Raw genomic sequence first — 18,925 nt, 5'->3', positions numbered from 1 at the left:
CCCATGTCTCTCAAAGAATTCTCCGCCGGCGACGGCGCCGCGATTGCAGAACAGCCCGAAGCCGATACGGCAGTCGAGCTGTTCGCGATGCTCGATCTCGCTCTGGTCGCGCCTAGCCTCACCAACCCGCGCAAGACCTTCAACGAAGCCAAGATGCAGGACCTGGTCGAGAGCATCAAGGCCAGCGGCGTGCACCAACCCATCCTCGTGCGACCGCTGCCGCCTTCGCGCCTGGATGACACGTTCCGCAACCGTGGCGATGGCAACCCACTGCCCACGCACGAGATCGTGTCGGGAGAGCGTCGGTACCGAGCCAGCAAGCTCGCACAGCAGAAGACGATCCCCGCGATGATCCGGCAGCTGAGCGACGCAGCCGTGCTCGAGATCCAGATCGTCGAGAACCTGCAACGCGACGACCTCACCGAGCTCGAGGAGGCCGAGGGCTATCAGCGGCTGTGCGACGAGACCGGCCTGCTCAAGGAAGCCGTCGGCGATCGCATCGGCAAGAGCCGCGCCTACGTCTACAGCCGGCTCAAGCTCCTCGAGCTCACGGCCGGCCCGCGCGAGGCACTGCGCCGCGGCGACATCGATGGCAGCAAGGCACTGCTCATCGCGCGCATCCCCGACGAGAAGCTGCAGATCAAGGCGCTCGAGGCCGCGAACGAGAAGGACCACCAGGGCTCGCCGCGGCTGAGCTACCGGGCCCTGCAATCTTGGGTGCAGCAGAACGTCATGCTGAAGCTGTCGGCCGCGAAATTCTCCATCGTCGACGCCGGCCTGCTGCCGGCCGCCGGCGACTGCAACACCTGCACGAAGCGCACCGGCGCGAACCCGGATCTCTTCGCCGACGTCGACGGCCCTGATCTCTGTATCGATCCCCCATGCTTCCACGGCAAGGAAACGGCTCACACCGAAGCCTTGATCGCGGTCGCGCGAGCGAAGGGCATGGAGGTTATCGAAGGCAAGGAAGCGATGGAGCTGCAGCCGCATAAGTGGTACGGCACCATCACGGGCTACAGCGAACTGACCCAGGAGATGCGCGATGCCCTGCCCGAGCGCGAACTCAAGGGCAAAGTGAAGCTGTTCGTCAGCCCGCACTCGAATGAGGTGAAGGAGATCGTTGCCGACGCACTGGCAGAGAAGGCCCGCGGAAAGGCCCAGGCCAAAGGCGGCAAGGTCGACGCTGCAATGGCCAAGCAGGCGCAGAAGCAGAAGGAACGGGAAGCGGCGGTGGCAGCGCGCGACCTGGCAGAGGCATACCAAACGCGGTGGCGTGCCGCAGCCATCGCAGCCATCGAGCCTCGCATCCGTGCGGGCGAGATCCGCACGCTAAGCGCCAACCTGCTGCGCCGCGTGCTGCTCGAGATCTCGATGGCCGACCAGCGATGCGGCGAGAGCACGTTCGCAGATGTGATCGGCCTGCCCGAGCGATATCCCAGCGAGGAGATCGTGTTGTCGTCTGTCCGCTCGCTTGATGACAACGAGGTCGGCTACACCCTACTCCTCGTGCTGCTGCAGGGCGATGCCACAGCGTCCTGGGACTACGAGGACGACGTCTACGTCTTCAATGACTCGGCGCCGACGATCGACGATCTGGCGCTGCAATTGGACATCAGCATCGACGAGATCAAGGCGAAGGTGCAAGCCGAGATCAGAGCCGAGCGAGGCGCGGAAGCTACCGCCAGCGACGAACCGGCTGCGCAAGCGGAGGGAAGTGCGAAGGGAGTGGAAAAAAAATCGAAGCCTGCGGCGCGGGCGCCTCGGGCAAAGACGTCGCCCGAGGAGGCAAGCGCGAGCATCGCTGCCGCGCTGCAAGCACTCGATGCTGAGCCAGCAGGGGCGTCTGAGCCGGCTGGAGAGGTTGCCGCGAGGATCATGCAAGTCGCGGACCGAATTCGCGTAGTTGACGAAAAGGAGCCGACGCACGGGCTGGAAGGAGCGGTCACGCGAATTTTCTCCAATGGCCAGTTGCGGATCGTGTTTGATGACCGCTCCACGGCGACCCTGCCCCCCGCTGCCGTGGAGTGCCTCGCGGCCGCATTGTGGCCAGAGCCAGCCGGACTCGATCCGCGCGCGGCATGGCCGTTCCCGAAGGAGGCACGGCCATGAACCTCATCCACACCTCAGGGCATGTTGACGCCCTCAAGTCAGAGCATTCGGATCGACGGTTCTGGCCCGTCTACCACCCCACCCGCCTCTGGATCGACACCGAGTTCAATGGCATGGGCGGTGAACTGATCTCGATCGCATTGGTCGACGAGCAGGGCCTCACCTTCTACGAGTCGCTCGGCTGCGAGAACCCTGTGCCATGGGTCGCGGTGAACGTCATGCCGATCATCGGCAAACCAGCGCTGCCGCGAGCAACGGTGCAGGAGAAGCTGGCCGCCTGGCTTGCGCGCTACCCCGCCATTCACATCGTCGCGGACTGGCCGGACGACATCACGCACTTCTGCCAGCTGCTGATCACCGGGCCAGGCGAGCGCCTCGAGACGCCTCCACTCACGCTCGAGATCCGCCGCGACCTAGACGGCGAGTCGAAGTGCCCCCATAACGCCCTGGCCGACGCGGTCGCGATCCGTGCCGCTCACATCCACCGCGACAGGACCTCACCATGATCCAGAAGTTAATCGCTCGCTTTCACGCCTGGCGCGAGGCGCGTCAATGGGAAGCCCAGCACATCGAATGGCTGCGCACCATGGTGCACGGCGATGCGCGCTGGCTGGCCAGCAATCCGATCGCCGCAGCAATCACAGCGCGCTACGAGGCCGCTGTCGCCGAGGACTGGTACGCACGGCCACACGAGGACGTCTCGCAGTTGCGCACCCGGCTCGGCATCGATCCCGGAGCGCGTCGCTCCCCAGCTGCAGCGGCCTTTACGCCGCGCGCTGTCCAGGACGTCGCAGCGGAACGCGTTCGGCAGATGCTCGCTAAGGGGTGGACCTACGAGCACGACGACGAGCACGTCCAGGGCGAGATTGCAGCTTTGGCCGCGTACTACGCGATGCCCCCAGCTGCTCGCGACTGGCCGGCGGCAGAGACAGGCTACGGCGACACGTTCGGTCAGGCCATCGTGCCATCTGGCTGGGAAGCGAAGGCCAACGATGACCGCCGCCGCGAGCTGGTTAAGGCAGGCGCTCTGGTCTGCGCAGAAATCGAGCGACTTGACCGCGCAGAAGCGCCAACGGCACGCAAGGGAGGACGCGAATGACCGCACCCCACGTACCCATCGCCGGGGCTCCGCTTCCACTGGCGCCCAGCGAGGCGCTGATGACGCTCTCGCAGTTCGCGCACACTGCCGCGCACATGAGCGAGGACCACATGCGCAACAACCTCCTCACCATCGCCGACAAGCTGATCGCACTGGCCGCCACCCCGCAGCAGGCGCTGCCACTGGCGCCCAGCGAGACGTCGGCGCTGCCTTTCGCCATCCTCGACGATGAAATGGCGGCGCTTCGGCGCTTTTACGAAACCACAGAGGATGGGCAGGACTACGACGTTCCGGTTTCCAAGATGAAAAAGCTCGCCACCATCGGGCTGGTGCGCCGTGTCACGGGGAATCGCTACGAGTTCACCGACTTTGGGCTCAGTGTCATCAACGGTGACTTCGCCACCCCACCCCAGGCCACTCTCCCCGCCAGTGAGGCGGTGACGGACTCGCAGATCAAGGCCCTGCTGGAGCATGCGGACTACGGCGTCTATGACGGACAGTATCGATTCGACGACGATGACTTGATGGCGCTGCTGCGATCCGTGGCAGCTCTCTACACCCGCACCCAGCCCCAGGCAGATACGGACAAGGCGGACGCGGCGCGCTGGAGCAAATGCAAGACGATGCGGAAGGAGTGGTGGATCGCGGCGATGGACAACGCATCGCGGCCCCATCAGTACGGCGGGCAATCGTTGGATGCAGCCATTGACGCCGTCATCGCAGCACAGGCACCGGGTGCGCGGGGAGGCTCGAATGACTGAGGCGATCGTGCTCGACCCCTGCAGCGGCACCCGAATGATGTGGCTCGACAAGGCCGACCCGCGCGCCATCTTCGGTGACCAGCGCCGCGAGACGATCACCGTGACCGACCGCACGCATCGCGAAGACGGCACGCGCACGCTGACCATCGACCCGGATGTCCTGATGGACTTCCGCGCTCTGCCGTACCCCGACGGCCGCTTTAAGCTGATCGCCTTCGATCCGCCGCACCTTGTGCGCGCTGGCCCTCGCAGCTGGCTGGCCGCGAAGTATGGAAAGCTGGGCCAGGACTGGCGCGAAGACCTGCGGCAGGGGTTTGCCGAGTGCTGGCGCGTCCTGGCCGCCGAGGGCGTGTTGGTGTTCAAGTGGAACGAAACCCAGGTCAAGCTGGCCGAGGTGCTTCCCCTGGCACCGGCCGCTCCACTGTTCGGGCAGATCAGTGGCCGCAGCGGCATGACCCACTGGCTCGTCTTCATGAAACCCGCCGCCCCTCAGGCACCCAGCGCAGCGAAGGAGCCCGCATGAAGGAAGCCGAACTCCGCGCGGTGTCGACGTGCTCGCGCTGCGGGAAGAAGATCGGAGACAGCGGGCTGCCCCTGTTCTGGCGCGTCAAGGTCGAGCGCTTCGGCGTCGATATGCGCGCAGTCGAGCGACAGACCGGCTTGGCGATGGTGCTTGGCCACGCCGGCATCGCTGCGATCATGGGTCCCGACGAAGACATGGCCAAACCGATCATGGACCCAGTGATCGTCACGATCTGCGAGCCCTGCGGCACGCAAGACACGTGCGTCGCAATGCTGGCGGGCTTCGAATGAGCCGCGGCCGTCCTCCCCGCCGCGTGCGCTTCCAGCCGGCCACCAACATGATCAGCGTCGTCATCAATCGAGCCACCACGCTCACCCCAGGCGAGCTGGAAAGGATGATGGCGCCGGTTCACCGATCGCTGAAGGCGCTACGCGAGGGCGTGGCCAGCGAGCTTCAATGGTCGACGCTGGCCAGCTCGGTGGAGATCGCGTTGTCGATCGAGGCACAGGGCGTTGTGCGCGGCCTGGCCGAGCACCTTCAGAGCGCCGAGCTCGCCCTCGCCGAGATCCGCAAGCGCGCCATGGCCACGGGCGCTTGGCACGCGACGGCCCTCTACTACCAAGAGCTCGACGACATAGTCGAAGCGGTCAGGTTGCACGAATACCAGCTCGAGCAGCTGAGCACGCGTGAAGTGACGCGCGCCGTCGACCTGGCCAAGATGCGCGTGCGCCAAGCTGGCGGCCAGATCATCGACGTTCGATTTTTGAAAGAAGGAGTGGCCGCATGACCGAGCCCGATCGCATCATCTGGCGCAAGGATCTCTGCGCGGCCCTCGGCGGCGTCACCAGCGAGACGCTGCGGCGCTGGATGAAGGACGACAAGCTACCGAAGCCCGACGTCGACCTCAGCGCACGCACGCGCGGCTGGAAGCTCTCTACGCTTCGGAAGGCGGGGCTGAGCCTGGTAGCAACCAGTCTGCCCAGTCCTGCAGCATCTTCCGGCGCTCAGGCAGGTAGATAGCTCTGTTGTAGACCGCCCGCACCTCGTCGTCAGGTGCGTGGGCGAGCTGCCGCTCGATGGCATCGCCGTTGAAGCCCTGCTCGTTCGCCCAGGTCGACCCCACGGTGCGCCAACCGTGGCCGGTCATCTTTCCCTCGTAGCCCATCCGGTGCAGCAGATACAGCACCGAGTTCTCACTGAGCGGCCGGTCGTTGCGATGGTCAGCCGGGAACACATAGTCGCCGTTCTGGCGCGCCCTCATCTTGGCCAGGACCTCGAGCGCCTGCGTCGACAGCGGCACCAGGTGGTCGCGGCGCTTTTTCATCGTGCCGTGCGGCACGCGCCACAGGTCACCGTCGAACTGGTCCCACTTCGCGAACCGCATCTCTTTGGTCCGCACCCACGTGAGCGCAAGGAACTTGCAGGCCAGCACCGAGATCAGCTCGCGCTCGAGCGACAGGCGCGTGATCAACTCCGGCACCTGGTTGAGCTCGAGGGCCGCGTGCGACTCGACCTCTTCACGTCCGAATGCTTTTTCGGGACGGATGGCCGCGGCCGGGTTGACCGAGCTGTGCCCATGTTCCACCGCCCAATCGAACACCTGGCCAGCCCACATGCGGACCTTGCGCACGTACACGAACGCTCCGGCCGCATTCATCTTCATCAGCTCGGTCAACAGCAGCTCACGCGTGATGCTACCGACCGGTAGCTCTCCCAGCTTCGGACCAAGGTGCATCTCGAGTGCGCGCAGGGCGTTGGTGCGGTATCCAGTGGAGACGTCTTGACGGCCCTCCCAATAGGCCTCCCAGGCCTTCTGGAACGTCACGCCGGCCACCTTCTTGACCTTCTTCGGACTCTCGCCGTTCTTCAGCTTGCGGCGGATCTCGTCGCGCTTTTCGCGCGCGTCGGCCAGGCTAACCAGGGGGTAGGCACCGAAGGTTGCAGTCTGCGGTTTCTTCTCGAGGCGGTACGACATTCGCCATGTTTTAGTGCCCGCCGGAGTGACCAAAAGGTGCAGTCCGTGGCCATCGAAAAACTTGCGCGGACCGTCTGGTGCGGCAGCGCGTTTGCATTGGGCGTCGGTGAGAGTATTTGTAGGCATCAGCGGATCTGTTTTCGCCGTACCTACTCGCTTACCTACGCGCTACCCGTGGACTTGGGTGTGAGCGTGTGCGATTCGGGAGGGTTCAGCGCGTCTAAGTCCGCATTCTGCATGGGTTAAGATGCGAAAAAGCCCGCTTAGGTGCGGGCTTCTTGGCGCTAATTGGCGGAACCGGAGGGATTCGAACCCTCGATGAGGCTCTACACCCCATACTCCCTTAGCAGGGGAGCACCTTCGGCCACTCGGTCACAGTTCCTTTGGAAGCCTAGATTATGCCAGCGTTTGAGGCGTTTTCAGGCCGCGGGCTGATCAAGATCGAAAGCTTTGTGCAAGGCGCGCACGGCCAGTTCCATGTACTTCTCGTCGATCACGACGGAGGTCTTGATTTCGCTGGTCGAGATCATCTGGATGTTGATGCCCTCTTCGCTCAGCACGCGGAACATCTTGCTCGCGACGCCCACGTGGCTGCGCATGCCGATGCCCACGATGCTGACCTTGCAGATCTTGGTGTCGCCGACGATCTCGGCGGCGCCCAGCGTCGGCAGCACCTTGGCCTTGAGCAGGTCGGTGGCCTTGGCGTAGTCGTTGCGATTCACCGTGAAGCTGAAGTCGGTCTTGCCGTCCTTGCTCAGGTTCTGGATGATCACGTCGACTTCGATGTTCGCATCGGCCACCGCGCCGAGGATGTGGTACGCGATGCCCGGCTTGTCGGGCACGCCCAGCACCGAGATCTTCGCCTCGTCGCGGTTGAACGCGATGCCGGATACGACGGCTTGTTCCATGTTCAGGTCTTCCTCGAAAGTGATCAGCGTGCCGGATTTGGCTTCTTCAATGATGTCGATGTCCCAGGGCGTGAAGCTCGACAGCACGCGCAGCGGGACCTTGTACTTGCCGGCGAATTCCACCGAGCGGATCTGCAGCACCTTGGAGCCCAGGCTGGCCATCTCGAGCATCTCTTCGAAGCTCACGGTCAGCAGGCGGCGCGCATCGGGTTCGACGCGCGGGTCGGTGGTGTAGACACCGTCGACGTCGGTGTAGATCAGGCATTCGGCCGCCTTCATCGCCGCGGCGATGGCCACGGCCGAGGTGTCGCTGCCGCCGCGGCCCAGCGTCGTGATGTTGCCGTTGTCGTCCACGCCCTGGAAGCCGGTGATGACCACCACCTTGCCGGCCTCGAGGTCGGCACGCACGCGGGCGTCGTCGATGCTCTCGATGCGGGCCTTGGTGTAGGAGTTGTCGGTGCGCACCGCGACCTGCCAGCCGGCGTAGCTGACCGACTGCACGCCCTCGGCCTGCAGCGCGATCGCCAGCAGCGCCGACGAGGCCTGCTCGCCGGTCGAGGCCAGCATGTCGAGCTCGCGCTCGTACTGCGAATCGGCCTTGCCGGAGGCCAGCTCTTTGGCCAGGCCGAGCAGGCGGTTGGTCTCGCCGCTCATGGCGCTGGGGACCACCACCATCTGGTGGCCGGCGCGCGCCCACTTGGCGACGCGCTTGGCGACGTTCTTGATGCGCTCGGTCGAGCCCATCGACGTACCGCCGTATTTGTGAACGATCAATGCCATGGGTGAAATCAAGGAGAAGTAAAACGGGCACCGCGAAGTCGTCGGTGGCCGGAGACTGCAGTCGCCGCCAGTCCACTCAGAGCGAGCAGGCATCAAGCGCCGGCGAAGGCGGGGCATTGTACCAATGCAACACCGCACCCTCGCGTTCGACGAAGCCGCCGGCCACCTTGAGGTGGATGCGATGGCCCCGCGTGCGGCAGGCCTCGACCTGGTCGAGCAGCTGCTGCAGCTGCGCCTCGCTGGGCACGGCCTGGTGATCGCGCCGCAGCCAGCGCCGCAGCGCGTTGGCGCGGCGCTCGCGCGGCAAGGCCTGCAGCGCGGCGATGCGCGGCGGCGCGCCGGTCGCGGCCAGGTCGATGTCGGCCAGTTCGACCAGCAGCGACGAGGCCCGGGCCGCATTGCGCGCCGAGCGCGCGAAGGTCTCGCGGAACTGCGGCAGCGCCTGGGCCAGCGCAGGCATCAGTTGGTGACGGATGCGGTTGCGCGTGTAGCGCGCGTCGGCGTTGCTGGGGTCGTCGACGAAGCCCACCCGCGCGGTCGCCAGCCATGCGCGCAACGCGTCCGCGCGCACCTCGAGCAGCGGCCGATGAAACTGCACGCCATGGCGCGTCATCTCGCGCGGCATCGCGGCCAGGCCGTCGAGGCCGGCGCCGCGGCCGAGCGCGATCAGCAGGGTCTCGACCTGGTCGTCGGCATGCTGGGCCAGCGCGACGTGCTGCAGCCCGTGGTCCCGTGCGAGCTGTGCCAGCGTCGCGTAACGCGCGCGGCGCGCGGCGTCCTCGGGGCTGTCGCCCGAGGCATGGCGCGCATCGACGCGTGCGACGTGCAAGGGCACGCCCAGGGCATGGCAGGCCATCTCGCAATGGCGCTCGAAACCATCCGCGGCCGCCTGCAGCCCGTGGTGCACGTGCAAGGCATGCACCTGACCGGGCCAACGCGCGGCGGCGGCATGCAGCAGCGCGGTCGAGTCGGCGCCGCCGCTGTAGGCCACGCCCAGCGGCAAGGGCGCCGCCCACGAGGCGAGCGCGTGTGCGGCGGGGTTGTCCATCGGAAGGAGGCAGGCCGGCAGCGGCCCGCGGCGCGTCAGCGCGTGCTCTCGGCCTTGGTGTCCGAGAAGCGGCCGTAGCTCTGCAGGCGCTCGTAGCGGCGCTCGAGCAGTTCCTTGACCTTGAGGTCGCCGACCTGGCGGAAGGCGTCGTTGAGCGCGCGCTTGAGGAAGGCCGCCATCTGCTTGTGGTCGCGGTGCGCGCCGCCCACGGGCTCGTTCACGATCTTGTCGACCAGGCCCAGGGCCTTGAGGCGGTGCGCCGTGATGCCCAGCGCGTCGGCCGCTTCCTGGGCCTTCTCGCTGGTCTTCCACAGGATCGATGCGCAGCCCTCGGGGCTGATCACCGAATAGATCGAGTACTGCAGCATCACCAGCTGGTCGCCCACCGAGATCGCCAGGGCGCCGCCGGAGCCGCCCTCGCCGATGATGGTGACGATGATCGGCACCTCGAGCTGCGCCATCTCGAAGATGTTGCGGCCGATGGCCTCGGACTGGCCGCGCTCCTCGGCATCGATGCCGGGGTAGGCGCCGGGCGTGTCGACGAAGGTGAACACCGGCAGCTTGAACTTCTCGGCGGTCTTCATCAGCCGCAGGGCCTTGCGGTAGCCCTCGGGCTTGCTCATGCCGAAGTTGCGCGCGGTGCGCTCCTTGGTGTCGCGGCCCTTCTGGTGGCCGATCACCATGCAGGGCGTGCCGTTGAAGCGCGCCAGGCCGCCCACGATCGACAGGTCGTCCGAGAAATGGCGGTCGCCGTGCAGCTCGACGAAGTCGGTGAAGATCTCGTTGACGTAGTCCAGCGTGTAGGGGCGCTCGGGGTGCCGGGCGATCTTGGTGATCTTCCAGGGCGAGAGCTCGCTGTAGATGTCCTTGGTGAGTTGCTGGCTCTTCTTGCTCAGCTGGTCGATCTCTTCGGAGATATCGACCGCGGATTCGGTCTGCACATAGCGCAGTTCTTCGATCTTGCCTTCGAGTTCAGCGATGGGCTGCTCGAAGTCGAGGAAGGTTCGTTTCGCCAACGTCTTCTCCTGTGGGGGTCAATGGGGTCGGGGCCGGACCACGGTGCTGGCGGAAGACCGCGCAGCCCGCATGGCCGGGCCTCCGAGGGGCCGGGCGTGTCGACGCGTCGTGCGCGAGGCCAGGGAGTGTGTCATGTTCAGTACGCGACCGGTACCGGGTCGAGCGATCGCCAAATATACCAAGTCGCGACGCTGCAGTAAGGGGCCCAGGCCACGCCCACCTCGCGCAGGTCGCTGCGGCTCACCGGCTCGCCCGAGAAGTAGTTCTGACTCACGCCGCTGATCAGGCCGGCGTCGTCCAGCGGCATCACGTTGGGGCGCATCAGGTGGAAGATCAGGAACATCTCGGCGGTCCAGCGGCCGATGCCGCGGATCGCGACCAGCTCCGAGATGATCATCTCGTCGGTCATGTCCTTCCAGGCGTCGATGTGGACCGCGCCCGAATCGAAATGGATCGCGAGGTCGACCAGGTACTCGATCTTGCGCGCCGACAGGCCCGCGGCGCGCATGTCGTCGACCTTGAGCTTGAGCACATTGGCCGGCGTCATCTTGCGCGGCAGGGTCTCGAAGCGGTCCCAGACCTGCTGCGCGGCCTTCACCGAGATCTGCTGGCCGACGATGCTGCGCGCCAGCGTGACGAAGGCATCGCCGCGCGACTCGAGGCAGGCGTCGCCGAACTGCGGGATCAGCCGCTTCATCACGCGGTCCTTCTTGGCCAGGTGCCTGCAGGCTTCCTCCCAGTAGTCGGGCGTGATGATCTTGACCGGCGCGGAAATGACGGGAGACATCGCAGTCGAGTCCTTCACTGGGCCGCGGCCCAGGTGGTGCCGGTGGGCGAATCCTTGAGCACGATGCCCTGGCCGAGCAGCGCGTCGCGGATGCGATCGGCCTCGGCGAAATCCCTGGCGGCCTTGGCCGCGGCGCGCTGCGCGATCAGCGCCTGGATCGCCTGGTCGTCGAGCGTGCTGCCGGCCTGCAGGAAGGCTTGCGGATCGCCCTGCAGCAGCCCCAGCGTGCCGGCCAGCGCCTTGAGCAGCCCGGCCGTCTCCGCCGAGCGCGTGCTGTTCACGGCCGTGGCCAGCTCGAACAGCACCGCGATGGCGCCGGGCGTGCCGAAGTCCTCGTCCATCGCGGCCTGGAAGGCGGCGGCCTGCGGATGCGTCCAGTCGATCGCCACCGGCGCGGGCGCGACCAGGTCCAGCGCGGTGTACAGGCGCTTGAGCGCGTTGCGCGCATCGTCCAGATGGGCGTCGCTGTAGTTGAGCGGGCTGCGGTAGTGGGTGCGCACGAGGAAGAAGCGCAGCGTCTCGCGGTCGTACTTCTGCAGCACCTCGCGGATGGTGAAGAAGTTGCCCAGGCTCTTCGACATCTTCTCGTTGTCCACGCGCACGAAGCCGTTGTGCATCCAGAGCTTCGCCAGCGGCTGCCCGCTCGCACCTTCGCTCTGCGCGATCTCGTTCTCGTGGTGCGGGAACTGCAGGTCGGCGCCGCCGCCGTGGATGTCGAAGGTCTCGCCCAGCGTCGCGCAGCTCATGGCCGAGCACTCGATGTGCCAGCCGGGCCGGCCCTTGCCGAAGGCGCTGTCCCATTGCACCTCGGTCGGCTCGGTGGGCTTCGAGGCCTTCCAGAGCACGAAGTCGAGTGGGTCCTGCTTGCCGTCGAGCACCGCTACGCGCTCGCCCGCATGCAGCTCGTCGAGCGACTTGCCCGACAGCTTGCCGTAGCCCGGGAACTTGCGCACCGCGTAGTTCACGTCGCCGGTCGGCGAGCGGTAGGCCAGGCCCTTGCGCTCCAGCGTCTCGATCAGGCCCAGCATCTGCGGCACGTAGTCGGTGGCGCGCGGCTCGACGGCCGGCGGCTCGATGCCCAGCGCCGCGATGTCCTCGTGCATCAGCGCGATCATCTCGTCGGTCAGCGCACGGATCGTGATGCCGCGCTTGACCGCCCGGTCGATGATCTTGTCGTCGATGTCGGTGATGTTGCGCACATAGGTGACCTGCAGGTCGCTCGCGCGCAGCCAGCGTTGCACCACGTCGAAGGCCATCATCATCCGCGCATGGCCGATGTGGCACAGGTCGTAGACCGTCATGCCGCACACGTACATGCGTACGTGGCCGGGTTGCAACGGGGAAAACTCCTCCAGTTCACGCGAGAGCGTGTTGTAGATGCGCAGACTCATGGAATTCGGAAAGCGTCGATGTGCGACCCACCCGCGCAGGCTGACGACGGGTGCGGGCGAACAACGTTTTTAATCAGGGATGGGGGGACTGTGGCACGAGGGGTTGGACGCGGCCCCTCGGCTACAATCGTGCCCAGTATAAACGGCCCCTGCCGGGCATCTTCCGGGTCGATTCTCGAAGCCCGCGCCAGACCTTCTTCCCGAGCCTCATGAAGCACGCCGTACCCCTCCTCTCTCCCGCCCTGTCCTTCCGCCCCGCGTTGCGCCTGCTGGGCGCGCTGCTGATCGCCGCCGCGTCGACCGCCGCGCTGGCCGACGACTACTCGGACGTGAACCAGCTGCTGCGCCAGGGCAAGGCGCCCGAAGCGCTGGCCAAGGCCGACACCTACATCGCCGGCAAGCCGCGCGATCCGCAGATGCGCTTCCTGCGCGGCGTGATCCTCACCGAGCAGGGCAAGACCGCCGAGGCCGTCACTGCGTTCACGCAGCTCACGCAGGACTTCCCGGAACTGCCCGAGCCCTACAACAACCTTGCCGCGCTCTACGCGCAGCAGAGCCAGTTCGACAAGGCGCGCGACGCGCTCGAAACCGCGCTGCGGCTCAACCCGAACTACGCCACCGCGCACGAGAACCTGGGCGACGTCTATGCGCGCCTCGCGGCCCAGTCGTACGGACGCGCGCAGCAGCTGGCATCGACCAACGCCAGCGCGGCGCCCAAGCTGGCGCTGATCCGCCAGATCTTCCTCAACGCACCGGCCGCCGCGGCCCTGCCGCCCGCGCCGGCTCCGCTGCCCGCGCACAAGCCGGCGCGCAGCAAGTAAGCCGCCGGCGGGCGGCATGGCCACCCCGCCCCTTTCCTTTTCAGAAAGCGAGATCTTTTCTTGAAATTCCCATCTTCCTCGCGCCGCATGGCGCTGACCCTCGCGGCCACGCTGCTCGTGACCGGTGCCGCCTGGGCCCAGACGGCCGCCGCGCCGCGCGTCAAGCTGGCCACCTCGGCCGGTGACATCGTGGTCGAACTCGCGCCCGAGAAGGCCCCCAAGACGGTGGCCAACTTCCTGCAGTACGTGAAGGACAAGCACTACGACGGCACGGTGTTCCACCGCGTCATCGACGGCTTCATGATCCAGGGCGGCGGCTTCACCGCCGACATGCGGCAGAAGCCCACGCGCGCGCCCGTGCCGCTCGAAGCCTCCAACGGCCTGAAGAACGCCAAGTACACCATCGCCATGGCCCGCACCGGCGACCCGAACTCCGCCACCGCGCAGTTCTTCATCAACGTGAAGGACAACGCCATGCTCGACGCGCCCAACCCCGACGGCCACGGCTACACCGTGTTCGGCAAGGTCGTCTCGGGCACGGAAACGGTCGACAAGATCCGCGTGGCGCAGACGGGCAACAAGGGCGGCATGCAGAACGTGCCGGTCGAACCCATCACCATCCAGTCCGCCACCGTCGTGGCGAAGTAAAGCGAAAAAGGAGCTTTCCAATGAGCAATCCCCAGGTCGAACTCAGCATCAAGGGCCAAGGCACCATCACCCTCGAACTCGATCGCGCCAAGGCGCCGAAGTCGGTCGAGAACTTCCTCACCTACGTGAAGAAGGGCCACTACGACAACACGGTGTTCCACCGCGTGATCCCGGGCTTCATGGTCCAGGGCGGCGGCTTCGAGCCCGGCATGACGCAGAAGCCCACCGCGGCCGAGATCGAGAACGAGGCCAACAACGGCCTGAAGAACGACAAGTACACGGTCGCCATGGCCCGCACCAGCGCGCCCCACTCGGCCACCGCGCAGTTCTTCATCAACATCGCCGACAACGCCTTCCTGAACCACACCGCACCCTCGGCCCAAGGCTGGGGCTATGCCGTGTTCGGCAAGGTGATCGCGGGCACCGACGTGGTCGACAAGATCAAGGCCGTGAAGACCGGCCGCAAGGGCTTCCACGACGACGTGCCGCTCGAAGACGTGGTCATCGAGAAGGCCACCGTCACGGTCGAATGACGGCCCGGCGCCGCGCGGCATGAGCGACCAGGCGGCCTTCGCCGAACTCGTCGCGCCCGCCGCGTGGCGCACCGTCGACCTGCTGTCCGACCTGCACCTGCAGGCGGACGAGCCCGCCACCTTCGATGCGTGGCGCGGCTACCTCCAGACCACGCCGGCCGACGCGCTGTTCATCCTCGGCGACCTGTTCGAGGTCTGGATCGGCGACGACGCCACCGCCCTGCCCGGCTTCGAGGCGCGATGCGCCGAACTGCTGCGCGAGGCGGCCGCGCGCCGCCCGGTCTTCTTCATGCACGGCAACCGCGACTTCCTGGTCGGCCCGGCCTTTGCCGCGCAGTGCGGCCTGACGCTGCTCGACGATCCGACGGTGCTGGTGCTGCACGGCCAGCGCTGGCTGCTGAGCCATGGCGACCTGCTGTGCCTGGAAGACACCGACTACCTGAAGTTCCGCGCTCAAGTGCGCGATGCGGCCTGGCAGCGATCCTTCCTGGCCCGCCCGATCGAGGAGCGGCGCGCGCTGGCGCGTTCGATGCGCACGCAGAGCGAGGCGCGCAAGGCCACGCCCGGCATGGTCTGGGCCGATGTCGACACCGACGCGGCCCGCGAGTGGCTGCAGCGTGCCGGCGCCCGCACGCTGGTTCACGGCCACACGCACAAACCGGCCGAGCACGCGCTGGGCGATGGGCTGCGGCGCATCGTGCTCAGCGACTGGGATGCGGCCGCCCACCCGCCGCGCGCCCAGGTGCTGTGTCTGTCCACCACCGGCGCCCGGCGCGTCGACGTCCGCTGACGCCGTTCGATGTTCAAGTGGCTCCGCGGCCTGCGTGCCGCCCCCGCCATCCCCGATGCCGCCTGGCAGGCCACGCTGGCGCGCTACCCTTTCCTGGTCCAGCCCGCCGCCGCGGACGCCGCGCGGCTGCGCGCGATGGCCGCCGAGCTCCTGCGCGACAAGGAATTCCACGGCGCGCACGGCTTCGTGATCACCGACGAGGTGGCGCTGGCCGTCGCCGCGCAGGCCGTGCTGCCGGTGCTGCACCTGCGCGGCGGCCTCGACTGGTACGAGGACTTCGTCGGCATCGTGATCCACCCCTCGGAAGTGGTCGCGCAGCGCAAGACCATGGACGAGGCCGGCGTGGTGCACGAGTACGAGGAAGTCGTGGCCGGAGAGGCCATGGAGCGCGGACCGGTGATGCTCAGCTGGCAGGACGTGCTGGCCAGCAGCGTGACGGCCGACCAGGGCTACAACGTGGTGATCCACGAATTCGCCCACAAGATCGACATGCGCGACGGCGGGGCCGACGGCTGCCCCACCCTGCCCGCGGGTTTTGCGGGCACCTCGAGCGCGCGCGAGGCCCATGCGGTTTGGATGAACGCGGTCCAGCCCGCCTACGACAATTTTCGGGAGCAGGTCATCGTGGCCGAACGCTTCGGTGGCGAGCCGACCTGGCTCGACCCCTACGGCGCCACATCGCTCAGCGAATTCTTCGCCGTGGCTTGCGAAGCCTACTTCGTCAACCGCGCCCATTTCGGCCGCGATTTTCCCGAAGTGCTGCAGCTCTTCGATGCGTTCTTTCTGCCTGCACGGCCCTGACCGCACCCCCCAAACAAAAGGCGCCCCGCGGGGCGCCTTTTTCGCAGCGGCCGGCCTCCGGCCAGGGCCTTACTTGCGCAGCAGCGCCTTGAGCGCGTTCTGCAGCCGGCGTGCCGTCGCGGCATCGTGGGCCGAAGCCAGCACCTTGCCGGCGTCCTCGCCCCAGGTCTGCGCCGGGGTCGGATCACCTCGCTTGGTCAGCAGCTTCAGCTGCAGCGCACGGCGCGCGTCGAGCTGATCGGCGGGCGTCGGCACTTCGGCGGCCATTTCGAGGCGCAGCAGCGCTTCGCCGGCGTCGCCCGCGGCGGGCTTGGCGACGGCTTGCGTCCAGGCCGTGCGCACCGTCGGCGTCACCGCGCGACCGAGTTCCTGCACGCTGGGCAGTTCGGCCGCGTCACGCTTTTCCCAGGCACCCAGCAGGTGCGTGAGCGCCTCGCCATGGGCCTGCGCCGCCAGCTTGCGCAGCGCGAGGTCGGCGCGCTCCAGCGCTTCGCGCTGGGCCCGGAAGGCCGCATCGCCCAGGCGCGGGCCGCGGTCTTCGAAGCGCGGGGGACGGTCGCCGAAACGGCCGCCGCCCGGGGCGCCACGGTCACCGCGATCGCCACCCGGCGCACCGGGACGCGGTCCGCGGTCGTTGGGACGGCCACCAGGGCCGCTGCGGCTGTCGCGGCGGTCGCCGAAGCGGCCGGCCGGTGCCGCGGGCTCGGCCTTGCGGCTGCCCGGACGGTCATCGCCGCGGCGCGCAGCCACGACCGGTTTGGGCGCGGGCTTCGGTGCTGCCGCGGGCACGGCGGCGGCGGCGTTGTCGCCTTCGTCGGCCAGCGCGCTGGCATCGGCGCTGCCCACGGGGGCGATCAGGTCGCCGGCCGCGGCGGGGCTGGCCGCCACCTCGGCGGACTCGTCGGCCTCGGTCGATGCGGCAGGCGCGTCGTTCTCGCCCGGCACCGGCTGGATCTGCGCACCTTCGCTGAACTCGGCCGCAGCCTGGCCCGGGGCCACGACTTCGGTCGCACCCACGGCCGGGCCGTCGGCACTGTTCTTCGCCGGCGCCGGCGCGGGCGGCCGTGCCTCGCCGCGGATCGCGGCCTCGAGCTGCGCCACGGCGGCACGGATCTTTTGCACGTCGCCGGTGGCGTTGGCGGCGTCCAGCGCCTTGGACGCGTCGAGCACGTAGCGGTCGTGTTCGCTCATCGCCGCCGACGCCTTTTCGCGCTCGCTGGTCTTGCGGTTGAAGGCTTCGTCGATGGGTGCGCGAAAAGCGTCCCACAGCTTCTGTTCATGGCGGCGGTCGAGCGGCACGCTCTGCGCTTCGGCCTGCCAGCGCTGCTGCAGCGCCTTCACGGCATCGATGCGCAGCATCGGCTGGGCGCCCAGCTCGGCGGCTTCGGCGATCATGGCCTGGCGGCGTTCGACGCTCGCGGCCTGGGCGCTCTCCAGCGGCACGCGGGCGGCGCCGAAGGCTTCGTTCCACAGCGGCTGCAGTTCGGCGAACACCTTCTCGCCCACATGGCCGGCATCGCGCCAGCGGTCGGCGAACTGGTGCAGCGCGCGGCTGTGCGCCTTGAGGTCCTTGCCGGCGGCGTGTTCGACCGCCCAGGCCTTGACCTCCTCGATCAGCGCCACGCGGTGGGCACGGTGTTCGGCCGCATCGGCACGCACCTTCTCGAGCCAGGCCTCGACCACCTTGTGGGCCTCGTTGCAGGCTTCGTCGAAACGCTTCCAGAGCGCGTGGTTCGGCACGCCGCCCTGGTCGGCCTGCTTCCACTGCTCGCGCAGCGTGCGCAGCGATTCCTGCATCTTGCGGCCGCCCAGCGCCTGGCCTTCGGGCCGCTTGAGCAGGCCTTCGGCCTTGGCCACCAGTTCTTCGCGCACCTTGTCGGCGCTCCAGCGCTGCCAGCCTTCGAGCTCGCCGGCGGCCACCAGCGCGGCATGCACGCGGGCTTCGAGCGGTGCCTCGACCAGCTTGCCGTGCTCCTTGAGCACCGCGCGCAGCGCGGCGGCGGCACCGGCGCTGGCCTTGCCATGGCCTTCGGCGGTTTCCTGCTCCAGCTTGACCAGGGCGGCTTCGACCGTGGCCTGGGCCGCGGCGCGCTTCTCGGGATCGACCTTGGGGCCGGCGGGCTTGGCCGGCGCGGCGGCCGCGGCCACCACCGAGGCTTCGGTCGGCAGGCCGCGCGCGGCGCGCAGTTCGTCGGCCCAGACCGGCACCGGCGGCAGCGGCGCGGCCGCATCCGCGGCGGCCGCGGCGGCCTGTGCCAGCGCACCATGGAAGGAGTCGGAGACGACCATCAACTGGGCCTTCGAGGCCTCGAGCTGGGGCGCGAACTTGGCGTCCAGGCTGCTCCAGTTGGCGTCGGCGGTCAGTTCGCTGGCCTGTTGTTGCCAATGCGTGACGTCGGCCTTGAGCGCTTCCTCGGCGGCCTGCGCATCGCGCCAGCCTTTGGTCGAGAGCACTTCGAAGCGCTGCGCGAGCAGCACGGCGGCCTCGCGCTGGACCTGGGCACGGTGCTGCAGGTCCTCGATGCCCTTGACGCGTTCGGCCAGTTGCACCTTGAAGCCGGCCAGCGGCTCGCGCGACAGCGGTGCGCCCGCCTTGGCGGCATCGCGCTGCCAGGCGAGCGCGTCGGCGATGTTGAGCTTGGACTGGGCCAGCAGCGCCTCGGCCTTCTGGGCCCATTCGGCGGCGATCGCTTCCTGGCCCTTGGCGCGCTTGATCTCGTCGAGCTTTTCACGCAGCAGGCGCGCGGCACCCTTGTCGCGGCCGCTCAATTCCTTGAACACCTCCTGCATCTGCTCGGGCGAAGGGCTCGTCGCCAGCCACTCGCGGATGCGCTGCGCGCGCTCTCCGGAGGTGGGCGCGGTGAAGGCGCCGCCGGTGAGCGTATCGAGGGACTGGAGGTCTTGGTGCTTGGAGGAGGTAGAGGTCACTGCGCG

The 18,925-nt window shown here is 67.7% G+C and carries 19 protein-coding genes and 1 tRNA gene; 12 read left to right on the top strand and 8 right to left on the bottom strand.

What is annotated here, in order from left to right:
• The first annotated feature begins 3 nt into the window (after positions 1-3).
• From A9977_RS14925 to A9977_RS14895, 7 genes are read left to right on the top strand one after another with little or no spacing between them, the layout of a single operon-like run.
• Complete coding sequence (locus A9977_RS14925; RefSeq protein ID WP_183025646.1) at positions 4-2,109, top strand: ParB/RepB/Spo0J family partition protein; 2,106 nt, start codon at positions 4-6, stop codon at positions 2,107-2,109.
• A complete protein-coding gene (locus tag A9977_RS14920) occupies positions 2,106-2,615 on the top strand; it encodes a hypothetical protein (protein WP_183025645.1) in 510 nt (169 codons plus the stop codon). The genes A9977_RS14925 and A9977_RS14920 overlap by 4 nt, the downstream gene beginning before the upstream one ends.
• Entirely contained in the window at positions 2,612-3,208 is a 597-nt protein-coding gene (locus A9977_RS14915) for a hypothetical protein (RefSeq protein ID WP_183025644.1), read from the top strand. Before A9977_RS14920 ends, A9977_RS14915 begins: the two co-directional genes overlap by 4 nt.
• Positions 3,205-3,969 (top strand): hypothetical protein, encoded by a 765-nt coding sequence (locus tag A9977_RS14910; protein ID WP_183025643.1) that lies wholly within the window; start codon positions 3,205-3,207, stop codon positions 3,967-3,969. The genes A9977_RS14915 and A9977_RS14910 overlap by 4 nt, the downstream gene beginning before the upstream one ends.
• Positions 3,962-4,492, top strand: coding sequence for a class I SAM-dependent methyltransferase (locus A9977_RS14905; protein ID WP_183025642.1), 531 nt, complete (start codon positions 3,962-3,964; stop codon positions 4,490-4,492). The genes A9977_RS14910 and A9977_RS14905 overlap by 8 nt, the downstream gene beginning before the upstream one ends.
• Positions 4,489-4,782 carry a hypothetical protein gene (locus A9977_RS14900; RefSeq protein WP_183025641.1) on the top strand — a complete coding sequence of 98 codons (294 nt, stop codon included), beginning with the start codon at positions 4,489-4,491 and terminating at the stop codon, positions 4,780-4,782. The genes A9977_RS14905 and A9977_RS14900 overlap by 4 nt, the downstream gene beginning before the upstream one ends.
• A gap of 47 nt (positions 4,783-4,829) precedes the next feature.
• Entirely contained in the window at positions 4,830-5,279 is a 450-nt protein-coding gene (locus A9977_RS14895) for a hypothetical protein (RefSeq protein WP_183025640.1), read from the top strand.
• 147 nt (positions 5,280-5,426) lie between these two features.
• Here A9977_RS14895 and A9977_RS14890 read toward each other — a convergent pair whose 3' ends face one another.
• The 7 genes from A9977_RS14890 to cysS all read right to left on the bottom strand — a co-directional run bounded on the left by A9977_RS14890 (position 5,427) and on the right by cysS (position 12,398).
• Positions 5,427-6,593 (bottom strand): integrase arm-type DNA-binding domain-containing protein, encoded by a 1,167-nt coding sequence (locus tag A9977_RS14890; RefSeq protein ID WP_183025639.1) that lies wholly within the window; start codon positions 6,591-6,593, stop codon positions 5,427-5,429.
• Positions 6,594-6,756: 163 nt separating this feature from the next.
• Positions 6,757-6,849 (bottom strand) — tRNA-Ser (locus A9977_RS14885).
• Positions 6,850-6,886: 37 nt separating this feature from the next.
• A complete protein-coding gene (locus tag A9977_RS14880) occupies positions 6,887-8,155 on the bottom strand; it encodes an aspartate kinase (protein WP_183025638.1) in 1,269 nt (422 codons plus the stop codon).
• 76 nt (positions 8,156-8,231) lie between these two features.
• Entirely contained in the window at positions 8,232-9,203 is a 972-nt protein-coding gene (gene tilS / locus A9977_RS14875) for a tRNA lysidine(34) synthetase TilS (RefSeq protein ID WP_183025637.1), read from the bottom strand.
• A 35-nt stretch (positions 9,204-9,238) separates the two neighbouring features.
• A complete protein-coding gene (locus tag A9977_RS14870; protein ID WP_183025636.1) occupies positions 9,239-10,219 on the bottom strand; it encodes an acetyl-CoA carboxylase carboxyltransferase subunit alpha in 981 nt (326 codons plus the stop codon).
• Between the two features lie 137 nt (positions 10,220-10,356).
• Positions 10,357-11,007: a DNA-3-methyladenine glycosylase gene (locus tag A9977_RS14865; RefSeq protein WP_183025635.1), complete on the bottom strand. Its 651-nt coding sequence runs from the start codon at positions 11,005-11,007 to the stop codon at positions 10,357-10,359.
• Between the two features lie 14 nt (positions 11,008-11,021).
• Positions 11,022-12,398, bottom strand: coding sequence for a cysteine--tRNA ligase (gene cysS, locus A9977_RS14860; protein WP_183025634.1), 1,377 nt, complete (start codon positions 12,396-12,398; stop codon positions 11,022-11,024).
• Positions 12,399-12,607: 209 nt separating this feature from the next.
• Here cysS and A9977_RS14855 point away from each other — a divergent pair, with 209 nt between their 5' ends.
• The 5 genes from A9977_RS14855 to A9977_RS14835 all read left to right on the top strand — a co-directional run bounded on the left by A9977_RS14855 (position 12,608) and on the right by A9977_RS14835 (position 15,991).
• Complete coding sequence (locus tag A9977_RS14855) at positions 12,608-13,219, top strand: tetratricopeptide repeat protein (RefSeq protein WP_183025633.1); 612 nt, start codon at positions 12,608-12,610, stop codon at positions 13,217-13,219.
• 87 nt (positions 13,220-13,306) lie between these two features.
• Entirely contained in the window at positions 13,307-13,867 is a 561-nt protein-coding gene (locus tag A9977_RS14850; RefSeq protein WP_183025632.1) for a peptidylprolyl isomerase, read from the top strand.
• Positions 13,868-13,887: 20 nt separating this feature from the next.
• The gene (locus tag A9977_RS14845) at positions 13,888-14,400 is read left to right on the top strand and encodes a peptidylprolyl isomerase (RefSeq protein WP_183025631.1); all 513 of its coding nucleotides are present in this window, start codon (positions 13,888-13,890) and stop codon (positions 14,398-14,400) included.
• 19 nt (positions 14,401-14,419) lie between these two features.
• Positions 14,420-15,190 carry a UDP-2,3-diacylglucosamine diphosphatase gene (locus A9977_RS14840; RefSeq protein WP_183025630.1) on the top strand — a complete coding sequence of 257 codons (771 nt, stop codon included), beginning with the start codon at positions 14,420-14,422 and terminating at the stop codon, positions 15,188-15,190.
• 9 nt (positions 15,191-15,199) lie between these two features.
• A complete protein-coding gene (locus A9977_RS14835; RefSeq protein WP_183025629.1) occupies positions 15,200-15,991 on the top strand; it encodes a zinc-dependent peptidase in 792 nt (263 codons plus the stop codon).
• Between the two features lie 69 nt (positions 15,992-16,060).
• Here the strand turns inward: A9977_RS14835 and A9977_RS14830 are convergent, their stop codons facing one another.
• Entirely contained in the window at positions 16,061-18,919 is a 2,859-nt protein-coding gene (locus A9977_RS14830) for a DUF349 domain-containing protein (protein ID WP_183025628.1), read from the bottom strand.
• Positions 18,920-18,925 lie beyond the last annotated feature (6 nt).

The sequence above is a fragment of the Variovorax sp. UMC13 genome (genome assembly GCF_014170375.1).
In the GTDB taxonomy this organism is placed as follows: Bacteria; Pseudomonadota; Gammaproteobacteria; order Burkholderiales; family Burkholderiaceae_C; genus Variovorax.
This window is presented reverse-complemented; position numbering and strand designations above follow the sequence as displayed.